Here is an 11,725-nt window from a genome sequence, read left to right as displayed (position 1 = left end):
CAGGCCGCCAGATGTTTGCGCGGAGTGAGTGATTCACGATCACGACTCCCGTCGGGCCGATTCGCGACTCCTTGTCAGTCCGTCACCGGCCCCGTGTCGCCGTGCCCCATCCACTAACACCCCACCGAAAAAGGCCAGCAGCGCGTACGTCAAGTTCGTGGTAGGCGGCATCCGGTGCTTCCGCTGATGAGGGCGGCGACCTGCGTGCCGAAGCGCAGTGTGGTGCCTGTTTCACTGGTGAATTGCAGGTCGTGGTCATTGGGGTTGTCATTTAATAAGGTGGACCTCCACGCAGATGTCGAACCTTCTCATCGGTCCGGCAGTGCGCTCATGGGCATTCTCCGGCGTGCACCATGAAGCAGTCGGGACAAACCACTTCCTGCTTTTCCAGCCTGGCCGGATCATTCGCACCTAGCTGGACTTGTCCGAGCGGCGTCAGCAGGATTGTTGGGTCCAGGTTCCGCAGCTTGGCGAGCTTGGTGTTGATGTGTTGTGTCAGCTCTGGTGAGCGCCGGTAGTTCAAGAGCTCGCGGTAGAACCCAGCTTGCGAGGCGGCATCAGATGGTGCGGGCACTAGTTCGTCATCGAGTGACAGTCGCACCAGCCTGCGGACTGCAGCAACGCTCTCAGCATTGATCGGTTCCCGGCGTTAGTAGCTTCCTCGGCCATGTCGGCGTTGGTAAGCCCGCGCTTCATGCCGCGCAGCACCTTGGCGTAACGGGTTCGCGGATGGTCGATTAGGATCTGCTCGATTTCTGCCCTGATTGGATCGGCAGGGCTCCCGGCATGGGCGACTTCGCGCGGGACGCTGTCGGCGTGTTTGACGCCGGGCGAGTTGCGCTCTGCGATGACGCCCACCATGACCTGGTTTCCGGCTGCGGGGTCAACGGTCAGATGCATGCCCAACTCGGTGATCCTGCCGTCGCGTGGATGCCAGGCGCGGTCTGGGTAGGTGCGTCCTAGGAGTGGGTCGAGTGAGTCGATTGTCTGCTTCCAGAGGTTTAGCCAATTCCTACGTGGACCGACGACGAAGGCGAGTTCGAGCTTGACGGGTCCCAGGGGAAGCTCCCCCGCATCTGCGACGGCGGAGAAGATCTGCTCCTTGAAGGCGACGGTCGACGCTGAGGCGGTCGTTGTCGCGATCAGCACGTCTGTCGACGGCGGAGGGACTTCGCGAGCGGACTCGATCCGTGCGAAAGACCGCTCACTGTGTCGTTTGGTGCACCACACCGACACCAAGCCAGAGTCCTTCAAACGGTTGGCAAGTGGGTACGCATAGTTGTCGAGATCAGCCATGCCGAGAAGATCCCGTCCACGGGGAAGTCCCACATCAAGCCGGAGCGCCCACGGGCCATCAACTCGCAAATCGGTGAGCAGCGCTTCGGTGTCATCCAGGTAAGCCCTCAATCGCACCTGATCTGGATCATGGGCCTTATTCCACGACGCCAGCCGAGGCGCAACCCTCAGCTCATGGGCGTCGCCTTCCGGGCGGGCATACCAGCGCATCGCCACAACGTAACGGTGGACACCGACAGACGGTTCTAGGAATTTGGCGTGAAGCCGGTGACCCCGAACGCGCACAAGTGTCGTTCGACGGCGGCGGCGACGATCGCCTGGGCCTGGCTCAACGCCATGACGGCATCTTAGAACCATTCTGTTGACGTGAGTGTTGACGTCACCCAGAACCGAAGCGGTTTAGACCCCTTTGAACTGAACAAACTGTGGTGGAGCTAAGGGGAATCGAACCCCTGACCTACTCGATGCGAACGAGTCGCGCTACCAACTGCGCCATAGCCCCTGATGTCGCTAAGGAGGTTACCAGTCCCCCGCGCGGCTGCCGAAATCGCGCACTACTGCCCGGCCGCGCGGGGCAGGTCGTAGTGCCGCGCGAACGCGACGTGCTCGAGATGTTCGAACTCGGGGTCCTCGTCGTCGATCTCCAGGACCGCGGCACCGGGCCGGCGTAGCCGTGCCGGGGTGACGTCGAACTCCGGATCGGCGGTGTTCTCCACCCCCAGCCGGGACCGGGCGATGCGCTGCGCGCGACGGCGTCGCAGCTGCTCCTCGATGCGGGTCTGGCGGCGCAGATAGGCCAGGTAGAGCAGCGTCACGGTGGCTACCGCACCGAAGGTCCACCACATGGTCGACGACCAGGTGAACGCCGCGACTGCGCTGGCCAGCAGCAGCACCCCCATCACCGACAGGGTCCGCGCCCGGAAACGGTACTTGCGGGCCGTCACGGCTTCGGCGGTGCTGGATTCGTGCCGGCGCCGACGGGCCGCGCTGATCGAGTCGGCGATGCGCAGATCGCCGTCCGAGGGCGCTTCCAGACCGGAGGAGTCGTCGACGTACTCGTACTCGTCGTCCTCGGCGGAATCGGCGGAATCGGCGCGCGCCGCTTGAACCCCAGCGTCGTCGGAGACGTCGGCGTCCCGGGATTCATCGGTGTCGTCGGAGTCATCGAAAGCCAACTGGTCGGACTCGGCCGCCATCACGGGCTGCTCGACGGGCCTCGCCCGACCCGCGGGCAAGGCCTCCGAGTCCTCGACGACGTCGACGTCGAGATAGTCGGGCTCGTCCTGAGCCGCTTCGGCGGCCACCTTCACCACGGAGCGCTGCGGCGCCCGGGCGCCGTCGTCAGCACGAACATCGGCGCGAGCGTCCTCGAAGTCGGCATCGACATCGGCATCGATGTCCTCGTCGAGGTCGTCCTCGGACGGCCGCCAGTCCGGATCGCTGCGGTGCCCGGCCGCCGGTCCGCGCCGACGCAGCCGGACCGCGGTGCCGCTGTTGAGCACTCGGGTCGCCAGCGCGACGTCGCTGGTGCGTCGCACCGCGTCGCGCTTGCTGATCAGCATCGGCACCAGCACGAACAGCCAGAGCACGACGAGAGAAATCCAGAGAAGAGATTGGGGGATGCTTGGCATGGCGCCTGCTCCTTTCCCCATCAGGCTAGGTCTGTGACCAGCGCATCCGTGGGCGGCGCGCCGAGACAATTACACACCTGTAATTCACCGAGTACAAGCACCAACAGTCACATGTGTCACATCAGCAACAGAATCGACGTGGATCAGGTCCATGCGGCGCGACCGGCACGCACCAGCGTCGCCGCCACCGAGCCGTTCAACTCCTCGACCGTCAGCGCCACCAGCAGATGATCGCGCCAGGCGCCGTCGACTTCGAGGTAGCGCTTGAGCAGCCCTTCCTCCCGAAACCCCGCCTTTGCCAGCACCGCGCGGCTGGCGGCGTTCTCGGGTCTCACTGTGGCCTCGACCCGATGCAACATGACCGGCCCGAAACAGTGGTCGAGGCCCAGCGCCAACGCCGCCGTCGCGACTCCCCCGCCGGTGACGCCGCTGGCCACCCAATATCCGATCCATGCCGAGCGCAGCGCGCCGTGCGTGACGTTGCCGATCGTCAGCTGCCCGGCGAACTGACCGTCCAACTCGATCGCATACGGCAACATCCGTCCCCGCCGCGCCTCACCGCGCAGTCCCGAACACACCGACGGCCACGCGGAAACCGAATGCCGCACTTCCCAATCGAGCTCGGTGACCGGTTCCCACGGCTCGAGATGGGCCCGATCGGCAAGCCGTGCGCGGCTCCACTGCGCGGCGTCCCGAAGCCGTATCGGACGCAACTTCACCACCCCGGCCGCCACCCGCAGCGGGCCGGCGGGCAACGGCCATCCCGGATGCTGCGACCGCGAACTCCACAGGCTCATCACCACGCACCCGGCCGCGCGTCAGCCGCGCTGAGCCAGGAAGGCCACGTCGACGACCTCACCGGTACGGATCTGGTCGGCGTCGCTGGGCACCACCACCAGACAGTTAGCTTCAGCCAGCGTCGCCAGCAGGTGCGACGACGCACCCGGTGCGCCACCGAGCGCCTGAACCAGATATTCGCCGGTGTCCTGATCCCGCATCAGCTGCCCGCGCAGGAAACCCTTGCGGCCGGCCACCGACGTGATCGGCGACAGCGCCCGGGCCTGCACGATGCGACGCATCGGTTGCCGCTTGCCCAGGGACAACCTGATCAACGGCCGCACCATCATCTCGAACACCACCAGCGCGCTGACCGGATTGGCGGGCAGCAAGAAGACCGGCACACCGTCGGGACCGAGTTGACCGAATCCCTGCACCGAGCCGGGGTGCATCGCGATCCGAGCTACCTCCATGTCACCGAGCTCGCCGAGCACCGCGCGCACACCCTCGGCCGCGGCACCGCCGACCGCACCGGCGATCACGATGACCTCGGCGCGGTTGAGCTGGCCCTCGACGGTTTCGCGCAGTTGCTTGGGGTCGGTCGAGACGATGCCGACCCGGTTCACGTCGGCGCCGGCATCACGACCGGCGGCGGCGAGCGCGTAGGAGTTCACGTCGTAGACCTGACCGTTGCCCGGGGTACGGCTGATGTCGACGAGCTCACCGCCGACCGACATCACCGACAGGCGCGGCCGCGGGTGCACCAGTACGCGCTCCCGGCCGACCGCGGCGAGCAACCCGACCTGGGCGGCGCCGATGATCGTGCCGGCCCGGACCGCGACGTCACCGGGTTGAACGTCGTCGCCCGTGCGCCGCACATACGCCCCCGACCGCACGCCGCGCAGCACCCGGACCCGGGAGCTACCGCCGTCGGTCCAGCGCAGCGGCAGTACCGCGTCGGCGAGCGTCGGCATCGGCGCGCCGGTCTGGATCCGCGCCGCCTGACGGGGCTGCAGCCTGCTCGGGGTCCGCTCACCCGCCTCGATCAGACCCATCACCGGCAGGCTGATCTCGCCGTCGGCAGACGCCTGTTCATCCTCGTCGCCCTCGTCCTCCGGCGACCCGCGGAAACCGAGCACATCGACGCTGCGCACCGCGTAGCCGTCGATCGCAGCCTGATCGAAACCCGGCAGCGGACGCTCGGTGACCACCTCTTCGGCGCACATCAGGCCTTGGGCTTCGGCGATCGCCACCCGAACCGGGCGCGGTGCCACCGCAGCCGCGGCCACTCGAGCCTGCTGCTCCTCAACCGAACGCACAACATGCCTTTCTCACCTGAAGAGGCCCCTGGCCGGCGACGACCGGCCAGGGGCGGATGCGCTCGGCGCAGCAGCCGCTACTGCTCAGCCGACCCGGACGCGAGCCCCAGCCGTTCGATCAACCACCGGCGCAACTCCGGCCCGTAGTCGTCTCGTTCCAACGCAAAGTCAACCGCAGCCTTCAGGTACCCACCGGGATTTCCCAAATCGTGTCGAGATCCGCGGTGCACCACCACATGCACCGGGTGGCCCTCCTCGATCAGCAGCGCGATGGCATCGGTGAGCTGCAATTCGTTCCCCGCGCCGCGCGGAATCCGCCGCAACGCGTCGAAGATCGCCCGGTCGAGCACATATCGACCGGCCGCCGCATAGGGCGACGGCGCGTCCTCGGCCTTGGGCTTTTCCACCATGCCCTTGACCTTGAGGACATTGGGGTTGACCGCGTCGGGCACCGTCTCGACATCGAAGACGCCGTAGGCGCTGATGTCCTCGGGCGGAACCTCGATCGCGCACAGCACCGAACCGCCGCGCTTGGCGCGCACCTTGGACATGGTCTCGAGCACCCCGGTGGGGAGCACGAGATCGTCGGGCAACAGCACCGCGATCGCGTCCTCGTCGGGCGCGAGGCTGGCTTCGACACAGCTGACCGCATGGCCCAGGCCCAGCGGCTCGGCCTGCACGACGGACTCGACCTTGATCAGCGCGGGCGCGCGGCGCACCTTCTCGAGCATCGAATGCTTGCCGCGTGATTCCAGCGTCCCCTCGAGCACGAGGTCTTCGACGAAGTGCGCGACCACACCGTCCTTGCCCTCGGAGGTGATGACGATCAGCCGCTCAGCGCCGGCTTCGGCGGCTTCGGCGGCCACCAATTCGATACCGGGCGTGTCCACCACCGGCAGCAACTCTTTGGGCACCGTCTTGGTGGCGGGCAGGAAACGGGTTCCCAGCCCGGCAGCGGGCACGACCGCGGTGTGCGGAATAGGAACTTCAGGCCGATTCATCGTTCACACACTAACCTCTCTGCGTCTGTTGTTCTCTCCTTACCCGACCTGTCGAGGACTACGCAGTGCAAGCGACGAAATCACAGCTACGCAGCAGAATCGTGGCTGCCAGACGGCGGCTCGGCGCCGCTGAGCGCGAGCGGGAGGCGGGTGATCTGGCCCGGCACGCCGCGGAGTTGGTGCGGCCCGGCGAGACGGTGTGTGGCTATGTTCCGGTGGGGTCCGAACCGGGATCGCTGGCGCTGATCGACGTGCTGGTCGACCGCGGCGCCGTGGTGTTGTTGCCGGTGGCCCGCCGCGACGCCGGGAAGGTGCCGCAGCCGTTGACGTGGGGCCGCTACCGACGCGGCGAGCTGGTCGAGGCGCCCTTCGGCTTGCAGGAGCCCTCCCCGCCATGGCTGGCCGGCACCGCGGTGCGGGAGGCGACTGTGATCCTGGTGCCGGCGCTGGCGGTGGACCGGCGGGGCGCGCGACTTGGGCGGGGTGCCGGCTTCTACGACCGCACACTGGGACTGGCCGACCCGGCGGCCGCGTTGGTCGCGGTGGTCCGCGACGACGAGATCCTGGAGCGGTTGCCCGCCGAACCGCACGACGTGCCGATGACCCATGCGCTGACACCACGACGGGGGCTGGTGGAACTCGGGGAATCACCCGGCCCGCCTGGCGGTTCTAGCACTTAAGCAGGTAGAGTGCTAACAAGTTTGACTGTCTCGGAGGTTTTCGTGCCTACCTATTCCTATGCATGTACCGAATGCGACAACAAGTTCGATCAGGTGCAGGCCTTCACCGATGATGCGCTGACCGAATGCCCGCAGTGCAGCGGACGGCTGCGCAAGCTGTTCGGCAAGGTCGGCGTCGTGTTCAAGGGCAGCGGCTTCTACCGCACCGACAGCCGCGAAGACTCCAAGAAGAAGAGTTCCAGCAGCTCGGGCGGCAGCTCCTCCGAGTCGTCGACCTCCTCGTCGAGTTCGTCGGACTCGTCGTCGAGCAGTTCGTCCACCACGTCGGCGGGCAGCTCGTCGTCCAGCACGTCGTCGAGCAGCTCCTCGGCTCCCGCCGCAGCCGCATCCAGCTGACCCGAGTTATCCACAGCCGCTCCGTCGGGGGCAGACGCGATGAGGTATCGCGCTCTAGCGTGATGTCGTGGGCGACTCACTGGACCCGTCGCCGCTGCACCGCCTCAGTCGAGTGCTGCGGCCCGACTGGGTGCGCACCACAGCTGCCCGGCGGATGCTCGCGGCCGGTCTCGTCGTTCTGGCAGCGGTCGCAGCATTGCGTGACGATCCGGGCGGCCGGCAGAGCGATGTCCTCGTCGCCGGCCGGGATCTGACTCCGGGCACCGAGCTGACTGCGGCCGATGTCGTGGTCGAGAAGCGCAACGCGGACGAGATTCCCGACGGATCAGTCGCCGGCCTCGACGCGACCGCCGGGGCCACACTGGCCGGGCCGGTGCGTCGCGGCGAGGTGCTCACCGATGTGCGATTGCTCGGTCCACACCTGGCCGACGCCGCAGCGGGGCCTGACGCGCGGATCGTGCCGCTGACGTTGGCCGACGCCGCGGTGCTGGATCTTCTCCGGCCGGGCGACGTCATCGACGTGGTCGCCGCCGCACCGGAGGCCGGCACCGAGCCCAGACTGATCGCCACCGGCGCGATCGTCGTGCTGGTGTCGGCCGAGACGACCGGCCTGGTCGGCGGCAGCGGCAACCGGGTCGTGCTGGTGGCGTTGCCTGCTACGGCCGCCAGGACCGTGGCCGCCGCGGCCCTGGTCGACGCCATCGGGGTCACGTTGCACTGAGCAACAACACGGCACTGGGCAACAACACGGCACTGGGCAACAACAGCGAACTGAGCAAGAAATGGCACAGGGGAACAACACCGCACTGACGAAAATGGCGCACTGACGAAACCGTCCCAGACGAGAACGTGCACCGCCGAGAAACCCTGCACCGACGAAAAACCTTGCATCGACCAAAAACACTGCCGCCCCCGGCAATCCGGGGGCGGCAGTGGAAACTTCAGATCAGATCACCAGTCACCGATGGGCGGGCCGACCGGGTACTCGCCCTCGAACGCCGAGGCGGTGCCGCCGACCACGGCCTTGACGCTGTCGCGAACCTCGCCGAACGCGTTGAGGATGCCGGCGTCAGCCAGCCGCGCCTCCGAGATGCCGCGGGCAACCCCGAAGTCGTTGATCCGGATGACCGAGTTCTCCGAGGCCTGACGGCTCGTCACGACCGGGCTGGGACCGACCTCGTCGACCTCGGCGCTGGCCGTACCGCTGCCCAGGCCGACGATCGCGGCGGCGGCGGCGAAGGAGCCCAAGCCCACCAGACCCAGCTTCTTCGAACTGCGAGTGAGGGCTCTGGCGTATCCGGCCATCAGCGTTCCCCTTTTATCAGTGAGGACGCGCGCGTCCTCGTGGCATATTCAGGCTTCAACAGACTAGCAGTGAATTCACAGCGCCGCGCGGTTAGTTTGCGTTCCTCCAGATCGTCAAGACCCCAGTTCAACCGGTGTTAAGACACTGTTAAGCGGTGACGGCGCCCGGCCGGGTCGGCAGTGGCGAAACGGACGGCTCCCGCAGCCGGTTCAGCCGTGTTCTCGCCTGTGTCACCAAGCGTCGGCGACAAGGGTCGCCCGGCTTGACCGACTTCGTCGGTAACCGGATATGCAGGCGCTAACGTTCGAGATGTCCCGGCATCCCGGCCTGGCATTCACACGGACGAGAAGTGACACGGACGAGAAAGGCTCGCGCCATGCTGAAGGGCTTCAAGGAGTTCATCTCCCGCGGAAATGTGATCGATCTGGCCGTCGCGGTGGTCATCGGCGCGGCATTCACCGGCTTGGTCACCGCCTTCACCGAGAACGTGATCCAGCCACTGGTCGACCGGATCGGCGCCGGCCCGGAAGCGGAGTACGGCATCTTGCGGATCCCGTTGGGCGGCGAACAGTTCGTCGACCTGAACGCGGTGCTGTCGGCGGCCATCAATTTCCTCATCGTGGCAGCGGTCATCTATTTCGTGATCGTGGTGCCGTTCAAGAAGCTCAGGGAGCGTGACGTGAAGGTGGAGTCGACCGAGACCGAACTGACCCTGCTGACCGAGATCCGCGACCTGTTGCGCAACGGCGCCGACGGTGACGCCGCCGCGGCACTGCGCGGCGGAGAGTCGCCAGAGGCCCGGGAGGGCCGCCACGCCACACCCGAGTGACCGACCCGCCCACCGGTCATCTCATCGTCCACGCCTTGCCGTAGGTCGTGACACTGTCGCCGGCGGAGGAGACGAGCCGCGCGAAGGGACGCAGCACCACCCCGCCGGCCGCGCCGGTGATGGCGCCGTGCGCGTTGGAGATCGCCACGATTCCGCCCGGCCCGCCGACCTCGACCGAGATCGTCGCCGCTTCGAGGATCCCGGGCCCGTTGCCCAGGTCCACCGAGATCGACACGGCAGGGAGCAGCGGGGGCGTGTAGATGCGGTCGGCGAGGTTCTCGTCGATCCCCCAGCCGCCGAACGTGATGTTGGGTGAGGAGTACGCGAAGTCGACCGCGGTCCCCAGCGCCCACGGGAAGCCGACTTGGTAACCGAGCTCGAGGGTGCCGGTGAATTCGTGGGCGCCGTCGCCGATCACCAGGTACGCGGCGCGACCGGAGTGGAACCATTCGCGTGTCAGCCGGTTGCGATCCAGCGGGGACACCCCGTCGAGGAATGTGTCCCACTGTTGCACGGTCAGAGTCCGGCCGAGACCGTCGACCAGGCTGACGGCGTCGTCGAGCTCCGCGCGCGAGATACCCGAACCGGCGAACAGCGCCGCGCAGGCGCCGGCGATCGCCGTGAGGATCCGGGTGATCGCTCTCATGGAACAAAGAGCTTCTCAGATCTTCCGCGCTCGGCAGACACTCTTGCCGATCTTGTTCATCCCGACCGGCCGGCGTGGCCCATGGCCAAGTGTCAGTTCATGTTCCACGGTTCGCCGTAGGTGGTGACGCTGTCGCCGGCCGCCGAGATGAGCCGCGCGTAGGGGCGCAGCAGCACACCGCCGGCAGCGCCGGTGACGGTGCCGTGTGCGTTGGACACCGCGACAGATCCCCCGGGGCCGGTGACGTCGACGGAGAACGTCGCGACCTCCTGGATGCCGGGGCCGTTGCCCAGGTCGGCCGCGATGGACACCCCCGGCAGCAGAGGTGGGGTCACGATGCTGTCTCCCAGGCCGAGGAACGGGTCGTCATCTTGGGGTCCGAACCCGAAACCGTCATAGGCGATGTTCGGGGTGGTGTAGCTGAAGTTGATCCCCACCCCGAGCGACCACGGGAAGCCCACCTGGTAGCCCAGCTCCAGGGTGCCCTCGAAGTCCTCGGCGCCCTCACCGCTGACGGTGTAGGTCGCTTTTCCGGAGTGGAACCACTCCCGGGTCAGCCGGTTGCGGTCGAGCGGAAAGACACCGTTGAGGAAGGTGTCCCACTGCTGGATCGTCAACGTGCGTCCCTGCCCGTCGACCAAACTCAGCTGATTGTCGAGTCCGGCGTGGGACGTGCCTGCGCTCACGAACACCGCCGAGATGGCCAGTAGCAGCGCGGTCAATGCCCTACAGAATGTCTTCATTTCTCTCCAAGTGGTCACACAGCTTGTCCGGAAAATGGGCCCAGCCCCCGGCAGATGCCGAGGGCTGGTTCGGGTCGAGCGAGTGGTGCGGGGGAATCAGGGCGGACGGGTGGCGCCACTGCCACCGGACGGGGAGATCAGCCGCATGTCGCGGCGAACGGGGAGCCGCGGCGGGCACTCCAGGATGTCCTCATCACCTTGGAAGTGACCTCACAGTTTGTCCCCGAAAAGGCGTTAGCCCCCGGCAGGTGCCGAGGGCTAACGCGAAAGTGACTACGTGATCAGTTCATGTTCCACGGTTCGCCGTAGGTGGTGACGCTGTCACCGGTCGACGAGATCAGCCGTGCGAACGGACGCAGCAGCACACCGCCGGCAGCGCCGGTGACGGTGCCATGAGCGTTGGACACGGCGACCGAGCCACCGGGGCCCTCGACGTCCACGGAGAAGGTCGCGACCTCCTGGATGCCGGGGCCGTTGCCCAGGTCAGCCGAGATCGAGACGCCCGGGAACAGCGGCGGGGTCACGATGCTGTCGCCGAAGCCCAGCAGCGGGTCCGCGAAGTCCAGGCCGTAACCGTCGAACGCGATGTTGGGGGTGGTGTAGCTGAAGTTGATGCCGACGCCCAGCGACCACGGGAAGCCGACCTGGTAGCCGAGCTCCATGGTGCCCTCGAAGTCGTCCGCACCTTCACCAGCCACGATGTAGGTCGCCTTGCCGGAGTGGAACCACTCGCGGGTCAGGCGGTTGCGGTCGAGGGGAAAGACGCCATTGAGGAACGTGTCCCACTGCTGGATCGTCAACGTCCGACCCTGGCCGTCGACCAAGCTCAGCTCATTGTCCAGCCCGGCGTGAGAGGTGCCAGTGCTCACGAACAAAGCCGCGATGGATGCGACCATCGCGATCAGCACCCGACTGATTGCCTTCATGATCTCCCTTGTTGTCTAGGTCGGAACCCCCGGGCGGGGCACCGATTGTCCGTGCCTGGCTCTACCGCTACACCACACACTTCGCAAGGCGAACATGTGAGCGGAATTAGAAGACCCACATGCCGTTCTTACGAATCACTCATCGTTGACACGAGGAACATAACGGGGAGGCTTC

Annotated in this window: 14 protein-coding genes, 1 tRNA gene and 1 pseudogene; 4 read left to right on the top strand and 12 right to left on the bottom strand. The window is 66.7% G+C overall.

Annotation, left to right across the window (positions count from 1 at the left end; genetic code table 11):
* Positions 1–149: 149 nt before the first annotated feature.
* The 8 genes and pseudogenes from ACEWX3_RS06185 to ACEWX3_RS06150 all read right to left on the bottom strand — a co-directional run.
* Positions 150–269: pseudogene (locus ACEWX3_RS06185) on the bottom strand (LppA family lipoprotein); the annotation flags it as partial.
* Between the two features lie 59 nt (positions 270–328).
* Positions 329–574, bottom strand: a complete 246-nt coding sequence (locus ACEWX3_RS06180) for a hypothetical protein (RefSeq protein ID WP_374158957.1) — start codon at positions 572–574, stop codon at positions 329–331.
* Entirely contained in the window at positions 574–1,506 is a 933-nt protein-coding gene (locus ACEWX3_RS06175) for a hypothetical protein (RefSeq protein WP_374158956.1), read from the bottom strand. The genes ACEWX3_RS06180 and ACEWX3_RS06175 overlap by 1 nt, the downstream gene beginning before the upstream one ends.
* 216 nt (positions 1,507–1,722) lie before the next feature.
* A tRNA-Ala gene (locus tag ACEWX3_RS06170) sits at positions 1,723–1,798 on the bottom strand.
* Positions 1,799–1,850: 52 nt separating this feature from the next.
* Entirely contained in the window at positions 1,851–2,927 is a 1,077-nt protein-coding gene (gene glpR / locus ACEWX3_RS06165) for a gephyrin-like molybdotransferase receptor GlpR (RefSeq protein ID WP_374158955.1), read from the bottom strand.
* Positions 2,928–3,070: 143 nt separating this feature from the next.
* On the bottom strand, positions 3,071–3,724 hold the full coding sequence (locus ACEWX3_RS06160; RefSeq protein WP_152518499.1) for a GNAT family N-acetyltransferase: 654 nt from the start codon (positions 3,722–3,724) through the stop codon (positions 3,071–3,073).
* Between the two features lie 21 nt (positions 3,725–3,745).
* Positions 3,746–5,023 (bottom strand): gephyrin-like molybdotransferase Glp, encoded by a 1,278-nt coding sequence (gene glp / locus ACEWX3_RS06155; protein ID WP_374158954.1) that lies wholly within the window; start codon positions 5,021–5,023, stop codon positions 3,746–3,748.
* A gap of 77 nt (positions 5,024–5,100) precedes the next feature.
* Positions 5,101–6,024 carry a UTP--glucose-1-phosphate uridylyltransferase gene (locus ACEWX3_RS06150; RefSeq protein WP_207065648.1) on the bottom strand — a complete coding sequence of 308 codons (924 nt, stop codon included), beginning with the start codon at positions 6,022–6,024 and terminating at the stop codon, positions 5,101–5,103.
* Between the two features lie 65 nt (positions 6,025–6,089).
* Between ACEWX3_RS06150 and ACEWX3_RS06145 the strand changes: the two genes are divergently transcribed.
* The 3 genes from ACEWX3_RS06145 to ACEWX3_RS06135 all read left to right on the top strand — a co-directional run bounded on the left by ACEWX3_RS06145 (position 6,090) and on the right by ACEWX3_RS06135 (position 7,821).
* Positions 6,090–6,704: a 5-formyltetrahydrofolate cyclo-ligase gene (locus tag ACEWX3_RS06145; RefSeq protein ID WP_207065649.1), complete on the top strand. Its 615-nt coding sequence runs from the start codon at positions 6,090–6,092 to the stop codon at positions 6,702–6,704.
* Between the two features lie 42 nt (positions 6,705–6,746).
* The gene (locus ACEWX3_RS06140) at positions 6,747–7,100 is read left to right on the top strand and encodes an FmdB family zinc ribbon protein (protein ID WP_207065650.1); all 354 of its coding nucleotides are present in this window, start codon (positions 6,747–6,749) and stop codon (positions 7,098–7,100) included.
* A 67-nt stretch (positions 7,101–7,167) separates the two neighbouring features.
* On the top strand, positions 7,168–7,821 hold the full coding sequence (locus tag ACEWX3_RS06135) for an SAF domain-containing protein (RefSeq protein WP_221354694.1): 654 nt from the start codon (positions 7,168–7,170) through the stop codon (positions 7,819–7,821).
* A gap of 230 nt (positions 7,822–8,051) precedes the next feature.
* On the opposite strand, the gene ACEWX3_RS06130 is transcribed toward ACEWX3_RS06135, so the two are convergent.
* Positions 8,052–8,405, bottom strand: a complete 354-nt coding sequence (locus tag ACEWX3_RS06130; protein ID WP_207065652.1) for a hypothetical protein — start codon at positions 8,403–8,405, stop codon at positions 8,052–8,054.
* Positions 8,406–8,782: 377 nt separating this feature from the next.
* Between ACEWX3_RS06130 and mscL the strand changes: the two genes are divergently transcribed.
* Positions 8,783–9,235 (top strand): large-conductance mechanosensitive channel protein MscL, encoded by a 453-nt coding sequence (mscL, locus tag ACEWX3_RS06125; RefSeq protein WP_286182665.1) that lies wholly within the window; start codon positions 8,783–8,785, stop codon positions 9,233–9,235.
* A gap of 16 nt (positions 9,236–9,251) precedes the next feature.
* Here mscL and ACEWX3_RS06120 read toward each other — a convergent pair whose 3' ends face one another.
* The 3 genes from ACEWX3_RS06120 to ACEWX3_RS06110 form a co-directional block, all read right to left on the bottom strand.
* A complete protein-coding gene (locus ACEWX3_RS06120) occupies positions 9,252–9,881 on the bottom strand; it encodes an MspA family porin (RefSeq protein ID WP_374158953.1) in 630 nt (209 codons plus the stop codon).
* A 92-nt stretch (positions 9,882–9,973) separates the two neighbouring features.
* The gene (locus ACEWX3_RS06115) at positions 9,974–10,624 is read right to left on the bottom strand and encodes an MspA family porin (protein WP_207065654.1); all 651 of its coding nucleotides are present in this window, start codon (positions 10,622–10,624) and stop codon (positions 9,974–9,976) included.
* A gap of 281 nt (positions 10,625–10,905) precedes the next feature.
* Positions 10,906–11,550, bottom strand: coding sequence for an MspA family porin (locus tag ACEWX3_RS06110; RefSeq protein WP_207065655.1), 645 nt, complete (start codon positions 11,548–11,550; stop codon positions 10,906–10,908).
* Positions 11,551–11,725 lie beyond the last annotated feature (175 nt).

The organism is Mycobacterium sp. G7A2 (assembly GCF_041902445.1).
GTDB lineage: Bacteria > Actinomycetota > Actinomycetes > Mycobacteriales > Mycobacteriaceae > Mycobacterium.
This window is presented reverse-complemented; position numbering and strand designations above follow the sequence as displayed.

Bases quoted from the DNA above. Each gene is read 5' to 3' on its own strand.
- glpR (WP_374158955.1), bottom strand. From the start codon at position 2,927: ATGCCAAGCATCCCCCAATCTCTTCTCTGGATTTCTCTCGTCGTGCTC.
- ACEWX3_RS06120 (WP_374158953.1), bottom strand. From the start codon at position 9,881: ATGAGAGCGATCACCCGGATCCTCACGGCGATCGCCGGCGCCTGCGCG.
- ACEWX3_RS06150 (WP_207065648.1), bottom strand. From the start codon at position 6,024: ATGAATCGGCCTGAAGTTCCTATTCCGCACACCGCGGTCGTGCCCGCT.
- ACEWX3_RS06115 (WP_207065654.1), bottom strand. From the start codon at position 10,624: ATGAAGACATTCTGTAGGGCATTGACCGCGCTGCTACTGGCCATCTCG.
- ACEWX3_RS06110 (WP_207065655.1), bottom strand. From the start codon at position 11,550: ATGAAGGCAATCAGTCGGGTGCTGATCGCGATGGTCGCATCCATCGCG.
- ACEWX3_RS06175 (WP_374158956.1), bottom strand. From the start codon at position 1,506: ATGCGCTGGTATGCCCGCCCGGAAGGCGACGCCCATGAGCTGAGGGTT.
- ACEWX3_RS06160 (WP_152518499.1), bottom strand. From the start codon at position 3,724: ATGAGCCTGTGGAGTTCGCGGTCGCAGCATCCGGGATGGCCGTTGCCC.
- mscL (WP_286182665.1), top strand. From the start codon at position 8,783: ATGCTGAAGGGCTTCAAGGAGTTCATCTCCCGCGGAAATGTGATCGAT.
- ACEWX3_RS06130 (WP_207065652.1), bottom strand. From the start codon at position 8,405: ATGGCCGGATACGCCAGAGCCCTCACTCGCAGTTCGAAGAAGCTGGGT.